Consider the following 15,758-nt stretch of genomic DNA (forward strand, 5'->3'; position numbering starts at 1 on the left):
AAAACAGATATAGTAGTATATCAGAAATTAAAATAATGGGGGACAATGAAGTAAAAAAATATTGGTACGGGTTTGCAAAGGAGGGGTTTCTATGAAACTAATTTATATCAGACAGCAGAACTTTCATTTGGCAGACGAAAAGGAACAGGATGACATTTTGACACATTATGAGAAGAAGAACAAAAAAATTTGGACAAAGAGGATGATAATCTCATTTGTGTTAGTAATTATTGGAGTTATATTTGAAATAATAGCATCCCGTGTATCACCATGGATGTATTCCGTTAGAGATTACTACAGGGTGGCTATCATATGGGGAATAGCTATTTTCTTCGTGTTTAATATTTCATCATGGGCATTGCTTGATTTTTGGCAGGATATGGAATATAGACCTGATAAGACTCCAATTTTAAAACTAAGAGTTAAGAGCAAATTATTTGTGGAGAATCTTACAATAATCAGACAGAAAAAATGGTTTGTTATGTGTGAAACAGATGAAGGATTAATAGAAGACGTTATTATTGTAAATAATCGTTCAGATTTTAATACTATAAAAGAAGGCGATATGATTTATGTAAAACGTGAAGGTGAAGTAGGTGAATATGTGTATTATTACATTGCATAATATGATGAATTAAGAAATAGAAGAGAAGATATCATTATGCATAAGACTATTAAAAACAGTGCTTATTTTAATTAAAACTTACAAATAATAAGAAATATATTTAATGCCAGAGTCGCTAAGCCGTAAACTAGTGTTGAATAAGAACATTGCAGTTTCGGGCTTTTGACTCTGGCATTGTGCGTTATAAGAAAAAGCAATATTGAGAATAAAATATATTTCGTGAGATATTCAATTTTAACAATTGCTGCAAACACGCTTTGAAACCAAAATTTATATACCTATGCCAGGTATTACAAATCATACCTTGACAATAGGAATTAACGTGTTATAATGCATAGTGTAAATCATATCAATTTACTAGGAATATATACAATAAAACAATAGATTTAAGTTTGTGGAAAGGTAAGGTATCTGTTATGAACAAGACCATATACATGGATAATGCAGCAACTACAAGAGTGTTGCCTGAAGTATTTGAAGAAATGAAACCATATTTTTTGGAACAGTATGGAAATCCATCTTCTGTGTATTCATTTGTAAATGACGCTAAGAAGGTTGTAGATCAGGCAAGAGTTACAATTTCTGATTTTATAAATGCAAAACCGCAGGAAATTTATTTTACTGCAGGTGGAAGTGAATCTGACAACTGGGCATTAAAAGCAACAGCAGAAGCTTATGCAAATAAAGGAAAACATATTATTACATCAAAAATTGAGCATCATGCAATTCTTCATACATGCGAATATCTTGAAAGAAGAGGGTTTGAAGTAACATATCTTGATGTAGATGAAAATGGTATTGTTGATTTAGAGCAGTTAAAGGCATCAATCAGACCGAACACTATTTTAATATCAATTATGACAGCAAATAATGAAATTGGTACAATCGAACCAATAAAAGAAATTGGTGCAATTGCAAAAGAACACGGAATTTTATTCCATACAGACGCTGTACAGGCTTACGGACATATTGCAATTGATGTAGATGAAGCAAATATTGATATGCTAAGTGTTAGTGGTCACAAATTTAATGGCCCTAAAGGAATAGGATTTTTATACATCAGAACAGGTGTAAAGATCGGTTCATTTATTCATGGCGGAGCTCAGGAAAGAAAGAGAAGAGCCGGAACACTAAATGTACCTGGAATTGTCGGAATAAAGAAAGCAACTGAAATTGCAAGAGACACACTTAAAGAAAGAAGTGAGTACGAAACAAAATTAAGAGATTATGCAATTGATAGAATTTTAAATGAAATTCCATTTACAAGATTAAACGGAGACAGAAAAAAACGTCTTCCTAATAATATGAATTTCTGTTTCAGATTCATAGAAGGTGAATCAATGTTAATATTATTAGACCAAAAGGGCGTATGTGCATCAAGTGGTTCAGCCTGCACATCAGGTTCATTAGACCCTTCACATGTATTACTTGCTATTGGTCTTCCACACGAAATTGCACATGGTTCAATCAGACTTACAATTAGTGAGGAAAACACAAAAGAAGAAATAGATTTTGTAATTGATAATTTGAAACAGATTATAGAAAGATTAAGAGCAATGTCACCATTGTATGCAGATTACGTAGCAAAACATAAATAATATTTTAAATTTCAAAGAAGGAGGATAAACTATGTACAGTGAAAAAGTTATGGATCATTTTATGAATCCAAGAAACGTCGGCGAAATAGAAAACGCAAGTGGTGTTGGTACAGTTGGAAATGCTAAATGTGGCGATATCATGAGAATGTATTTAGATATTGATGATAATGGAATAATTCAGGATGTTAAGTTTAAGACATTTGGATGTGGAGCAGCAGTTGCAACTAGTAGTATGGCAACTGAGCTTGTAAAAGGAAAAACAATACAGCAGGCTTTGGAGGTAACAAACAAAGCAGTTATGGAAGCGTTAGACGGACTTCCACCTGTAAAAGTACATTGTTCATTGTTAGCAGAAGAGGCAATTCACGCAGCATTATGGGATTATGCAGAAAAGCATAATATTAAGATTGAAGGTCTTGAAAAGCCGGTTAATGACATCAGTGAAAAAGAAGAGGAAGAAGAATATTAAACTACAAAAATTGAAATAGGACCCTGGGATTTATAAAAGTGAGAGGATTTTGTAAATTATAGTTGTTAAAAGATGTTAACTTTATAGTTTACTTCACTAACCTCTCGCTTTTTTTCATTTATAATGATAAAATGATGTGGATATAAAAAGTATATCTAAAAAAGAAAAATAAAATTTTTGTAATTTTAAAATGAAAGGAACGATAAGAGTTTTATGGCAGAAAAAGTAGTCGTTGGTATGTCTGGCGGTGTTGATTCATCGGTGGCAGCATATTTGCTTAAAGAGCAGGGATATGATGTTATGGGAGCAACAATGCAGATATGGCAGGATGAAGATAATATAACAATGGAACATGAAGGTGGATGTTGTGGCTGGTCAGCAGTTGACGATGCAAGAAGGGTAGCTTTCAGACTTGATATTCCATATTATGTAATGAATTTTAAAACTGATTTTAAAAAGTATGTTATAGATTATTTTGTAGATGAATATTTGCATGGAAGAACACCAAATCCATGTATTGCCTGCAACCGTTATGTAAAGTGGGAGTCGCTTTTAAAGCGCTCCATGGAAATAGGGGCAGATTATATCGCAACAGGTCATTATGCAAGAATTATAAAATTGGAAAATGGCAGATATACAATAAGAAATTCAGTAACAGTCGAAAAAGACCAGACATATGCTTTATACAATTTAACTCAAGAACAGTTAGCTCATACGTTAATGCCTGTGGGAGAATACACAAAAGATGAAATTAGAAAAATAGCAGAGAAGGTTGGTTTGGAAGTGGCAAGCAAACCTGACAGCCAGGATATTTGCTTTGTGCCGGACCATGATTATGCTTCGTTTATAGAAGAAGAGTCAGATACTAAATGTATGCCCGGGAATTTTATATTAGAAGATGGCGAAGTTGTAGGTAAACATAAAGGAATAACGCATTACACCATAGGACAGAGAAAAGGACTTGGTGTAACATTTGGTAAGCCAATGTTTGTAAAAGAAATCAAAGCGGACACAAACGAAATCGTTTTATGTGAAAATGATGCATTATTTACAAAAGAAGTGATTGTGGAGAATGTAAATTATATGGCAGTTGAATCAATAAACGAACCGGTAAGACTTGTTGGAAAAATTCGATACTCTCATAAAGGAGCACCATGTGTTGTTGAAGCAATAGATCAAAATACAATTAAATGCACATTTGACGAGCCGCAAAGAGCTGTAACGCCGGGACAGGCAGCAGTATTTTACATGGATGATTATGTGTATTGCGGTGGAGTAATTAAGTAAAGTGAAAGATTTTATTTGGAGGAAAAAAATATGGCAAGCGAAAAAGATATTGAAAATATTATTAATATGTTAGATGGAAAAGTAGCAGCAGGGACAAGCAGAATTAATTTAAATGTATCTGATGGCGTAAAAGACGGTGAAGTAAGAGAAGTTCATCATCATGGTCGTTGTGATGTTGGAAGCGCATGGGCAAAAGGAACAGTAAAGAATCCTGAATGTGTAGACATTCCAAATACAGATGCAATTGATGAGTAAGCGATAGTGGAATATTACGGAAACATAGTGCGTATCGCAGAGTTATCCGTAAAAATTTATAGCAAAATGAATAAAATTTAAAATGAAAAAGTATAATTACGGATGATTTTCAAAATTTGAGAGTCATCCGTAATTAATTTTATATAAAAAGAATTTAAAAAAAACCTTAATTCCTATTGACATACTATGAAAAGTAGGATATTATAGCATCAGTTGATAAATCATAGCGTTCTACTATGAAAACTATGAAATTGAAAGCGAGGATAAAACATGGTAAGTTTTGTACAAGGAACATACTATATTCCAAAAGATGATCGAATGTGTTGTTGTTATTAAGTAGAGAAAATTATTTGGGAAGTAGTATACATAATTAATACTTAAGGAAAGATAAGGAGTAAACATTATGGCAAAGAAAACAAGAGCAGAAAGAAATTTAAAATTTGAAACATTACAGTTACACGTAGGACAGGAAAATCCGGATCCGGTTACAGATGCAAGAGCAGTTCCAATTTATCAGACATCATCATATGTATTTAAAAATTGCGACCATGCAGCGGCAAGATTTGGATTAACAGATGCAGGAAATATTTACGGAAGACTTACAAATCCTACAGAAGATGTTTTTGAACAGAGGATTGCAGCACTTGAAGGTGGTGTAGCAGCATTAGCAGTTGCATCAGGTTCAGCAGCAATTTCATATACAATTGAAAACCTTGCACAGAACGGTGACCACATCGTTGCAGCAAAGAACATTTACGGTGGTACATACAACCTTTTAGCACACACACTTCCATCATACGGAATTACAACAACATTTGTTGATCCATTTAATTATGAAGAAATTGAATCAGCAATTAAGGAAAACACAAAGGCTGTATTTATTGAAACACTTGGAAATCCAAATTCAGACGTAGTAGATATTGAAAAGATTGCAAATATTGCACATGCACATAAGATTCCATTAGTAATCGATAATACATTTGCAACACCATATCTTGTAAGACCAATTGAATATGGTGCAGACATCGTTGTTCATTCAGCAACAAAATTCATCGGCGGACATGGAACAACAATCGGTGGTGTAATCGTTGATAGTGGTAAATTTGATTGGGAAGCAACAGGAAAGTTCGCTTCATTAGTTGAACCAAATCCAAGTTATCATGGTGTAAGCTTTACAAAGGCAGTAGGACCTGCAGCATTTGTAACAAAAATCAGAGCTATTTTACTTCGTGATACAGGTGCAACAATTTCACCATTTCATGCATTCATTTTCTTACAGGGATTAGAAACATTATCACTTAGAGTTGAAAGACATGTTCAGAATGCATTAAAGGTTGTAGAATATTTGAATAATCATCCACAGGTTGAAAATGTAAATCATCCATCAGTATCAAAGGACCCTGAACAGCAGGCACTTTACAAGAAATACTTTCCTAACGGTGGTGGTTCAATCTTTACATTTGAAATTAAAGGTGATGCACAGAAGGCAAAAGATTTCATTGATAATCTTGAATTATTCTCATTGTTGGCAAATGTAGCAGATGTTAAATCATTAGTTATTCATCCTGCATCAACAACTCATTCACAAATGACAGAAGAAGAACTTTTAGGTTCAGGAATCAAACCAAACACAATCAGATTATCAATCGGTACAGAAAATATTGATGATATTATTGAAGATTTAGAAGAAGCATTTAAAGCAGTGAAATAATGATACCCGCGATATGCAAATATTGGGTAGGATTGTGGGAGTGCGTAGCACGGAACAATCCGGAGGCATCAAAGTTGGAGAATTTTGATACCAATATATATAATATAATATATGAATTGAAAAATATTGTAGTATAATAAAATTTGTAATAAAAATAAAACGGAACCCGCAAAACCCGCATTAAGCGTAAAAAGACAACGGAACCCGCAAGAAAAGAAAGAAGGATTATTATGGGAAAGATATATAAGGGAACTTTAGAATTAGTTGGAAATACACCATTAGTTGAATTTACACAGATTGAAGAAACTGAAGGTGTTGAAGCAAAGATTTTAGCAAAACTTGAATACTTCAATCCGGCAGGAAGCGTAAAGGATAGAATTGCAAAAGAAATGATTGAAGACGCTGAACGTACAGGAAAATTAAAACCAGGTTCAACAATTATTGAACCAACATCAGGTAATACAGGTATCGGCTTAGCTGCAATTGCAACAACTAAAGGATATAAGAGCATTATCGTAATGCCTGAGACAATGAGTATTGAAAGACGTAACATTATTAAAGCATATGGAGCTGAGATTGTTCTTACAGATGGCGCTAAGGGAATGAAAGGTGCTATAGCTAAGGCAAATGAATTAGCAGAAGAAATCGAAAACAGCTTTATTCCGGCACAGTTTGAAAATCAGGCTAACCCTGAAGCACATAGAAAAACAACAGGACCTGAAATCTGGGAAGACACAGATGGAAACGTAGATGTATTTGTTGCAGGTGTAGGTACAGGCGGAACAATTACAGGTGTAGGCGAATATTTAAAGAAACAGAATCCTAACGTTAAGGTAATCGCTGTAGAACCTGAAACATCACCTGTTTTATCTAAAGGTGAATCAGGACCACATAAGATTCAGGGTATTGGAGCAGGATTTGTACCAAATACATTGAATACAAAAGTATATGATGAAATTATTGCAGTACCAAATGAAGTTGCATTTGAATATGGAAAGAAAATTGCAGCTAAAGAAGGTGTATTAGTAGGTATTTCATCAGGAGCAGCACTTTATGCAGCAGTTCAGGTAGCAAAACGTCCTGAATACAAAGGAAAGAATGTTGTAGTTCTATTACCTGATAGTGGTGATAGATACTATTCAACTCCATTATTCCAGTAGGAATTATGTATATATAATAACAACACAAAGACTCTCAGCCGTAACAGGTTGAGAGTTTTGTGTATTATATTGCTTTCTGCGCTATTTATCAGGTCTTGAGTAAAGTTTAGAACCGTTTCTGTAACTATTATTTTATAGGTTCAAAATTCTCTTCAAACAATAATTCATTTGTTTCCATGATTGAGTAATTATTATTGATGGAAAAAATAATTATAGAATCTCTTGCATCCTTTGCATATAAGATTTTTTGTTTGCCAATAGTGAGAGCACGCTGCGTTTCAGTAAGATTCAGACCTATTCCAATGCAAAGTGCGATTAGTTTTTCACGTCCGATAACCTTTTGACCTTTAAAAATTTCATAACCATAAGTTCTATCGAGATTTGAATTCTTAATTGCCTGGCTTTTAGAAATCCCTTTCTCAGTAAGTTTATTTCCCAAATATTCGTCAAGGCTCAGTTCTTCATCTAAATTTGATGAAATATATGATTTTAAATCCTTTTGATTGTTAGCAGATTTTAATATCTTTAAAAGATCATCAGTAGGTTTCTCTGATAAATTTTTTATGTCTGATTTGTTCAAATTAAAACGTCCTTTCTTTTGTGATAATCAAAAATAGTGTATAATATTAACTACATCAGTTTATTAAAAATGTAAAGGGAAATCAATATGACTAACAGAGAAAAATATATTTTGTCAATTTACGAAGAACTGTCCGATATGGGAAAACATGAAAATGTGAAATTAGTAAAAAATACTGTAAACGATGGAATATACATTAAAAAGACTTTGAAAAATTATAATATAGAAATATATAAAATTTTGAAAAACAGGCAAATCAAAGGAATTCCAAAAGTATATGAAATTATAGAAGATGAGAAAGAACTTATTATTATAGAAGAATATATACATGGACTGACTTTGGACAAAAAATATAATAAAACTGATGTGGAAACAGTAAAAAAAATCATGGAACAGTTGTGTAATATTTTAAAACAGTTACATAATATGAATCCGCCGATTATTCATAGAGACATAAAACCAACAAATATTATGGTTTCAAATGATGATGTCGTATATCTTGTAGATTTTAACATTTCAAGGGAATATGACGAAAAGCAAAGTGTTGATACAGTAATAATGGGAACACAAGGATATGCATCACCTGAACAGTGTGGTTTTGCACAGACGGATTGCAGGTCAGATATTTATTCTATAGGGATGCTAATGAAAAATATACTTATGCTTGATGAGTATCCTGATAAAGAAACAAAGAGGCTTAAAAGAATAATAGATAAATGTACATCTATAGACCCGGGAAAAAGGTATAAAAATATAGAAAAGTTAGAGCAGGCATTAAATAATAAATTGGGCGAAAGAATTAGTCTTCAGTGTAATGAAACTGATGAAAAAATAAAACAGTCATTTTTACCACCTGGATTTAGAGGCGGAAAGATTGCTAATATGTTAATTGCATTGGCAGGATATGCAAGTATGATTAGTCTTGCAATGGCGATGGAGTCAAGTAGTTCTAATCCGGTTGTTAAGACAAAAGAAGATATAGTGTTCAGGATAATTATGCTGATAACAGAATTAGTTACAGTAGCAATTTACTTTAATTGGAGAGGAATAAGAGACAGACTTCCGATTGTAAAAGAAAAAAATATGTTGATAAGATTGATTGGATTTGCAATTTATCCGGTTACAATTCTCGTATTATTAATAGTTGTTGCATTGATAATTATATAAATTGTAAGTTATAAATGTAAGGTCACTTTAAGCTTAGTTTTGTTTGCTTAGTTTGCAAATTGCAATTAAATATACATATAAAACTATCCACGAAATTTAATAAATTAATGCAAATTTACAATTTAATAATTGTATGCTGACAGCATACCAAATATTTCCACAAATCTTATAAAATAGTTGTAAATTAGACACGGATTTGCAAAAAAATTGATTTCAGAAACTTAAAGTAGTCATAAGTTTATTGATTATATTTTCAGTATTTACGAAATAAATTTTGATTTCAAAAATTAATCCGGTTAAATATAACATTTTAGAAGGAGGAGAGTATAGGTGTGTTTAAATTTAAATACATCATACCAGGAAAATTATGGCAGGCGAGAAAAAGAAGAAAAAATGGTGGATAGCAGCGATAGTGATTGTAGTACTTATAATTGTAGCAGCAGGGGGAAACTCAGAAGATTCAGATAAATCAGGAACTGATTCAAATCCTAAAAAAGTGTCGCAGACAGATGACAAAAAAGATTCTAATGATGAAAATAAAGGCGATGCTGATTCTAAAAATGATAAACAGGAAGAGTCAGTACAGACTGAGTTTGCAAAAGGTGATGTAGTTGAAACTAAAAGTTTGAAAGTCTCTTTTTTGGATTGTGGTGAATTTACTGATTATAGTGAATATTCAGAACCGGCAAAGGGAAACAAAATAATATATGCTACATTTGAATTTGAAAATATATCAGATGATAATGAATACATTTCTACAGGTGATTTTTCGTGTTATGCAGATGGATATGATTGCAAATCATATTATGATTTTGATCAGGAAAGTTTAGATGCAACTCTTTCAAAGGGAAGAAAAACAAAAGGAAAGATATTTTTTGAAGTACCTAAAGATGCAAAAGAAATAAAGATAGAATATGATATAAATTTCCTTACATCTGATAAGATGATTTTTGTATATCAGCAAGTGAAATAAAAATGCAAATACGGATAATATAAAAAATGGGAGCAAATTAAACAATAGATTGCATATCAGTTGAATATACCTCGACAATAAAATATTTGCAAAAACATAAAATCCTTTAAGTTAAGGTGATGTGCTTAGAAAATGGATAATTTTTCTAAAATGGCACAACCTATACTTAAAGGATTTTTTCCTTTTTAGTTTCAAAAATAAAGTATTTAATGCCAAAAAGTGTATTTTTCTTTAAATAGGAAAAAACAGTTGAAATAAATAAAGGATATTTGTATTATAAATGGGGTTAGGTAATATGTATTTGGTATAATATTTCAAATATAATTTCTCAAATATCTATCCTTGGTTTTGGAAATTCAAATTAAGTAAATTAAGCGTATAAGGAGAAGAATAATGCGTAAAACAAAGATTGTATGTACAATAGGACCGGCATCTACAGACGAGAAAATCATTACAGACATGTGTAAAGCAGGAATGAACGTTGCGCGTCTCAATTTTTCACATGGCACACACGAAGAACAGCAGAAAAAAATTGATATAATTAAAAAAGTTAGAACAAAATTAAATCTTCCTATAGCGGTTATGTTAGATACAAAGGGACCAGAATATAGAATTAGAACATTTAAAGACGGAAAGATTGAATTAAAGGCTGGAGACCCATTTACTTTTACAACTGATGAAGTAGAAGGCGACCAGACAATAGTCTCTGTATCTTATAAGAATTTGAACAAGGATTTAAATGCAGGGGACAGAATTTTATTAAATAATGGTTTAATGGAATTTGCCGTAAAAGAAATTAAAGGAAACAACATTATTACTGAAGTTACAGTAGGTGGAGTTTTATCAGATAGAAAGAGCATGAGTTTTCCTAATAAAGTATTAAAGCAGAAATATTTAAGCGAACAGGATAAACAGGATATTTTATTCGGAATTAAAAACGAAGTTGCTTACATTGCATGCTCATTTGTATCACAGAAGCAGGACTTATTAGATGTTAAGCAGTTTTTGAAAGAAAATGACGGTGAAGATATCGACCTCATTGCAAAAATTGAAAATCAGGCAGGTGTAGATAATATTGAAGAAATTTGCGAAGCCTGTGAAGGCATTATGATTGGCCGTGGTGACATGGGTGTTGAAATTGCATACGAAGAGCTTCCGGCAATTCAGAAGCATTTGATTACTAAGTGTCGTATGCTTGGTAAACGAGTTATTACAGCAACAGAAATGTTAGAGTCAATGATTACAAATATCAGACCTACAAGAGCTGAAATATCAGACGTTGCTAATGCTGTTTACGATGGAACAAGTGCAATTATGTTATCAGGAGAAACTGCAGCAGGAAAATACCCGGTAAAAGCTGTAGAAGTAATGGCTAAGATTGCTGAAAGAACAGAACAGAGTATCCATTATGATAAGAGATTTAGAAATTTTGATTTCCAGATTAGAAATGAAATAGATGCTATTTCACATGCAACATGTGGTATGGCCATTGATATTAAGGCAAAAGGAATTGCTGTATGTACATTATCAGGTATGACAGCAAGAATGATTTCAAGATTCCGTTCACCGGTTGATATTGTAGGTCTTACAACAAATGAGAAGACATGGAGAAAATTAGCTTTATCATGGGGTGTAACACCTATTATGGTAGAAGAATTTGATTCTACAGAAGTTTTATTCTACACAGCTAAGAAAACAGCTAAAGAAGTACTTGGCTTAGAAAAAGATGACAGAATCGTAATTACAGGTGGATATACAAATGGCACATCAGGTAATACAAACTTAATTAAAGTTGAAAGAATTTAATTAGCTGATTTTGAAAGATGAATAATTAGAAAAATTTAAATTAAAGAGGAACTGCGAATAATTGTGAATACTTTTATTTGCAGTTCTTTTTTAGACATTGCATTGTATGTTTAATTAGATTAATTGTTACTAAAAAGATTATTTCTATAAATTTATATTGACAAACAAAAGAATGTAAAGTATATTGTAGTTAGTTAAGACTAACGCAAAGTTTTAACAACTAACTGCACCTATAAAATCGGGCATAATGCAACACGAAAGTGTTTAGGTCATAAGTAAGTTTCTACCTCCAATGAAACACGACTTATGACTGATAAAGCCCGTAATTTTTTTGACCTACAGGTTAGCTGCAACTAACTAAAGGCAGGAATTAAAATGTTTGGGAGGTAGGCAATATGTTTGAACAGGAGTTAATAGAGCATTGTTCTCCAACGTTAGCGTCTATTAAGGCAGCAAGCCTATTTACATATACATATAAATCACTAAAAGAGCTTCATGTAAGAGTGACTTATTGGAATTCAAAAATGAAGAGAAAAGGTATTACATTTGACATTTTGTCAGAAAACGTGGGAGTGAATAAAGCCCTTATATATGTTTACAGAAGAGCAGATTTGGAAAAAATATTAAACAGGGATGAAATAAGAAGTTTCTTATTAAATCATGGATATTTGATTTATGACAATGAAATTGTCGGAGGCGTTAATTGCGAAAACATAATACTCCAGTTAAAGAAGAAATTTGAAAAGTTAAATCAGTTTCCACATGAGATAGGAATATTTTTAGGATATCCAATAGGTGATGTAAAAGGCTTTATTGAAAATCATGGGTGCAATTGCAAATGTACAGGTTATTGGAAAGTATATTGCAATGAAGAAGAGGCAACAAAGACATTTCGTAAATATAAAAAATGCAGAGATATTTATATGAATCTTTGGATTAGTGGGCGTAGTGTTATGCAATTAACAGTTGCAGCTTAAATGAATATAAGTAGGCAGATTAGTTATAATACGTAGCACATAATAATTAGTCAGTTATATTCTGAAAATAATATCATATAATAAAAAACTTATGAATAATCATAAGCAAATATAAATAAGGAGGATTTTAACAAATGAGTAAAATCGCAGTAGTATTTTGGACAGGAACAGGTAATACATCAACAATGGCAACAGCTGTAGTTGAAGGAATAAAAGAAGCAGGTGCAGAAGCCGAATTAATTGCAGCAGCAGATTTTGGCGCAGCTAAAGTAAAAGAGTATGATGGAATTGCATTTGGATGCCCTGCCATGGGAGACGAAGTTTTGGAAGAAAGCGAATTTGCACCAATGTTTGATGAGTGCAAACCTGAATTACTGGGAAAGAAAGTAGCATTATTTGGCTCATACGGTTGGGGAACAGGCGAATGGATGGAAAATTGGGAAGCTGACTGTGCAGCATCAGGAATTAAACTTGCAACAGATAGTGTAATTGCTAATGAAATGCCTGATGAAGAAGCCCTTGCAGCATGTAAAGCTCTTGGAGCAGCATTAGTATAATTTAAAAAGCGAAATTATATACAAAAAATAATTTTAAATGTAAATTAGCCTAAGAAAGCAATTCGCTTGATAATTTGATAGCTACTCCTAAAAATGGAGAATAGTAAAGCAAAATCATAATAAATTCTACTAACATAATAAGAGTGCCGGCAAAGAAAATTTGCCGGCGTTTTATTTATATATGACAAGTTTATAAAACTATATTTTTGTGTAAAAAAGCAAAACAATAAATTATCGTGTGCTTTCTAAATATAGCATGTATGCATCTTTAAACTGTGTGTATTTTCTTTTTGTTAAATAAGCACGTATTTTATTGCCATACAAATATATTAGCGAATGATCAAAGTTAGAAACGTATCTTAAATTAACAATAAAACTTCTATGTGAAGTAAAAAAACATGGCATATTTAAAGTATCTGTCCAATAGTGCATGTTATGTATAGAGTCGTAATCTCCAGTGGTAGTATGAATAGTTATTTTTCTTCCCTGTGCTTCGATACAAACAATGTCGGATGTTAATACTGTAAATACTTCAGTTTTCGTTTCTATTGGAATTTTTGTAACGGAAGAAGTGTATAAGTTTATTGCGTCTTTCATATTACTAAAAATTCTTTGCTTATCCAGAGGCTTTGAAAGATATCGGAATACATGAAAACGCATTGCATCATCTAAATATTGGGAATAAGAAGTTACAATAAATATAATGGTATTTGAATTTGTTTTTTTTAGCTCATTGCCAACGTAGATACCACTTACATCAGGTAATTCTATGTCTAAAAAGACAATATCTTTTTCACCGGAATCTAAAAGTAAATCAGTACCATTATTATAAATTGTAATCTCAGGTATATTTAAAGAACTTGTGCTAAAAAAGCATTGTAAAATCTCTTTGAGTTGCATAGACATTTCTAAGTCATCATCACAAATTAAAATTCGCATTGTAAATTCCCCTTCTTATAAATTTGAATGTTGTTAATAATTATACAATAAGAATTAAATATAATTCAATAATTTTATATTCTTATGTGTTAGCAGTCTTCCATAGTTATGACTGTATGAAAGGTCATTTTTTTATTGTTAAAATACATTTTTATATTTCCGTTATATTTATTAATAATTCGTTCTACACTTTTTAATCCAAAGCCATGCTTTAATTTGTTATTTTTGTTTGAAATAGGCATTCCGGATTTATTAAAAGTCGGAATAGTATTACAGGTGTTAACGATATTAATTATAGTTATATGATTAATTTCATTTGAAGTGATGCTTAAATCAATATAGGAATCCTGAATATTAATACATGCTTCTATGGCGTTGTCTAACAGATTGCAAAACAAAGCTGTAAGCTCAGAATAGTCCAAATGTTGGAGCATTTTTTTTCGAACATCAACTTTTAAGTTAATATTTTTGTTTTTACATAATTGTATATAGTGACATATAATGTAATTTAACAATTCGTTATCAGAAATGTGAACCGAAGTCTGCAAATCAGATGAATTTAAAATAGTATCAAGATATTGCCGAATCTTATCCTGCTCATTTTGTTCATTTAAGTTTGCAATGGACATAAAATGCTTTCGAATATCGTGAATCAGGATTTTCTGACTTTCATCTTGTTTGAATAAAGTTTTGTAGTATTCTGCCATATCATATTCTTTTTGTAATTGAATTTGAAGGTTTATAAGTTCATGAGATTTTTGCTGTGTATAATAGTAAATATACATAACCAATATATTTATAACAAATAACAAAATTGCACAGGATGATAATAAAGGCTTAAAACCTGATGGTACTTTTGTACTTAAAATCCCAGCAGTCATTATTAAAATAATATAAAGTGAAATTAGAGGTATTATATTAAGCAGGATTGTTGCTCTATTAATATGTCCGTTCTCGCTTATTATACCATGCATTAACGTAATAATAATTCTAATTCCTATATAGTAAAAAATTTTGCTAAAAATGGTAAGAATAACTAGCAATAAAAAATCATAACTGTTATAAAGTACAACGCTATTAAACTGCGAGAATAATCCTGTGATTGTCAGTTCGCTAAGACTCATAAGACAGGCTAAAACCATAGAATGTAGAAGACAAAGGTTCCATTTAAGTTTATAAAATATAATAAAAAAAATAAAATTAATAAGCAGAAAAAAAAGTAAATTAATCCAAACGACTTTTATGAATGCAAGTAAAAACAGAAATCCGTATCCAGTAAACAAACCTATAAACTCTATTTTTTTAGAGTATCTTGAGTGAAATAAATTAGATGAGTATGACCATAATATTAAAGCTTCTATAATATAAATAAATAAATATAGTAATGTTGTTTTCATAATATAACCCCCTTGCATTGCATAATTTATAAATAATTTACAAATAGTATACAATAAAATAAAAAAAAACAAAATGAAATGACCAAAAACAATAGTTTTTTGTCGTTTCATGCAAAAAATATGGAAAAAGAAAATATATTTAGTTATATTATTTACAATCATTGAAGCTATATAATGTTAGTAAAATATTAATATTGAGTTGACAAAATTACGAAAGGAGATAGGAATTAATGAAGAAAAAAATTATATGTTTATTA

Annotated in this window: 15 protein-coding genes; 12 read left to right on the top strand and 3 right to left on the bottom strand. The window is 31.3% G+C overall.

Annotation, left to right across the window (positions count from 1 at the left end; all coding sequences use genetic code 11):
• The first annotated feature begins 91 nt into the window (after positions 1-91).
• From CCC31_RS08730 to cysK, 7 genes are all read left to right on the top strand, one after another.
• The gene (locus tag CCC31_RS08730; protein ID WP_260979036.1) at positions 92-625 is read left to right on the top strand and encodes a hypothetical protein; all 534 of its coding nucleotides are present in this window, start codon (positions 92-94) and stop codon (positions 623-625) included.
• Between the two features lie 416 nt (positions 626-1,041).
• On the top strand, positions 1,042-2,223 hold the full coding sequence (nifS, locus tag CCC31_RS08735; RefSeq protein ID WP_290850937.1) for a cysteine desulfurase NifS: 1,182 nt from the start codon (positions 1,042-1,044) through the stop codon (positions 2,221-2,223).
• Between the two features lie 31 nt (positions 2,224-2,254).
• Entirely contained in the window at positions 2,255-2,692 is a 438-nt protein-coding gene (nifU, locus tag CCC31_RS08740; protein ID WP_022088441.1) for a Fe-S cluster assembly scaffold protein NifU, read from the top strand.
• Positions 2,693-2,905: 213 nt separating this feature from the next.
• Positions 2,906-3,979: a tRNA 2-thiouridine(34) synthase MnmA gene (mnmA, locus tag CCC31_RS08745; protein WP_022088440.1), complete on the top strand. Its 1,074-nt coding sequence runs from the start codon at positions 2,906-2,908 to the stop codon at positions 3,977-3,979.
• 30 nt (positions 3,980-4,009) lie between these two features.
• A complete protein-coding gene (locus CCC31_RS08750) occupies positions 4,010-4,234 on the top strand; it encodes a hypothetical protein (RefSeq protein ID WP_022088439.1) in 225 nt (74 codons plus the stop codon).
• 403 nt (positions 4,235-4,637) lie between these two features.
• Positions 4,638-5,945, top strand: coding sequence for an O-acetylhomoserine aminocarboxypropyltransferase/cysteine synthase family protein (locus CCC31_RS08755; RefSeq protein ID WP_022088438.1), 1,308 nt, complete (start codon positions 4,638-4,640; stop codon positions 5,943-5,945).
• Positions 5,946-6,175: 230 nt separating this feature from the next.
• On the top strand, positions 6,176-7,105 hold the full coding sequence (gene cysK / locus CCC31_RS08760) for a cysteine synthase A (RefSeq protein WP_290850941.1): 930 nt from the start codon (positions 6,176-6,178) through the stop codon (positions 7,103-7,105).
• 127 nt (positions 7,106-7,232) lie between these two features.
• Here cysK and CCC31_RS08765 read toward each other — a convergent pair whose 3' ends face one another.
• Positions 7,233-7,685: a hypothetical protein gene (locus CCC31_RS08765; protein ID WP_022088436.1), complete on the bottom strand. Its 453-nt coding sequence runs from the start codon at positions 7,683-7,685 to the stop codon at positions 7,233-7,235.
• 87 nt (positions 7,686-7,772) lie between these two features.
• On the opposite strand from CCC31_RS08765, the gene CCC31_RS08770 reads away from it, so the two are divergent.
• The 5 genes from CCC31_RS08770 (at position 7,773) to CCC31_RS08790 (ending at position 13,165) form a co-directional block, all read left to right on the top strand.
• The gene (locus CCC31_RS08770; RefSeq protein ID WP_290850944.1) at positions 7,773-8,852 is read left to right on the top strand and encodes a serine/threonine-protein kinase; all 1,080 of its coding nucleotides are present in this window, start codon (positions 7,773-7,775) and stop codon (positions 8,850-8,852) included.
• 367 nt (positions 8,853-9,219) lie between these two features.
• Positions 9,220-9,825, top strand: coding sequence for a DUF4352 domain-containing protein (locus tag CCC31_RS08775; RefSeq protein ID WP_290850946.1), 606 nt, complete (start codon positions 9,220-9,222; stop codon positions 9,823-9,825).
• A gap of 393 nt (positions 9,826-10,218) precedes the next feature.
• Positions 10,219-11,631 (top strand): pyruvate kinase, encoded by a 1,413-nt coding sequence (pyk, locus tag CCC31_RS08780; protein WP_290850948.1) that lies wholly within the window; start codon positions 10,219-10,221, stop codon positions 11,629-11,631.
• Positions 11,632-12,026: 395 nt separating this feature from the next.
• The gene (locus CCC31_RS08785; RefSeq protein WP_290850950.1) at positions 12,027-12,608 is read left to right on the top strand and encodes a DUF3793 family protein; all 582 of its coding nucleotides are present in this window, start codon (positions 12,027-12,029) and stop codon (positions 12,606-12,608) included.
• Positions 12,609-12,742: 134 nt separating this feature from the next.
• On the top strand, positions 12,743-13,165 hold the full coding sequence (locus CCC31_RS08790; RefSeq protein WP_260979044.1) for a flavodoxin: 423 nt from the start codon (positions 12,743-12,745) through the stop codon (positions 13,163-13,165).
• 231 nt (positions 13,166-13,396) lie between these two features.
• Here the strand turns inward: CCC31_RS08790 and CCC31_RS08795 are convergent, their stop codons facing one another.
• Complete coding sequence (locus CCC31_RS08795) at positions 13,397-14,104, bottom strand: LytTR family DNA-binding domain-containing protein (protein ID WP_290850953.1); 708 nt, start codon at positions 14,102-14,104, stop codon at positions 13,397-13,399.
• An 89-nt stretch (positions 14,105-14,193) separates the two neighbouring features.
• Positions 14,194-15,501 carry a GHKL domain-containing protein gene (locus CCC31_RS08800; RefSeq protein WP_022088429.1) on the bottom strand — a complete coding sequence of 436 codons (1,308 nt, stop codon included), beginning with the start codon at positions 15,499-15,501 and terminating at the stop codon, positions 14,194-14,196.
• Positions 15,502-15,758 lie beyond the last annotated feature (257 nt).

This window comes from Eubacterium sp. LMAG:50, assembly GCF_008680265.1.
In the GTDB taxonomy this organism is placed as follows: Bacteria; Bacillota; Clostridia; order Lachnospirales; family Lachnospiraceae; genus Eubacterium_U; species Eubacterium_U album.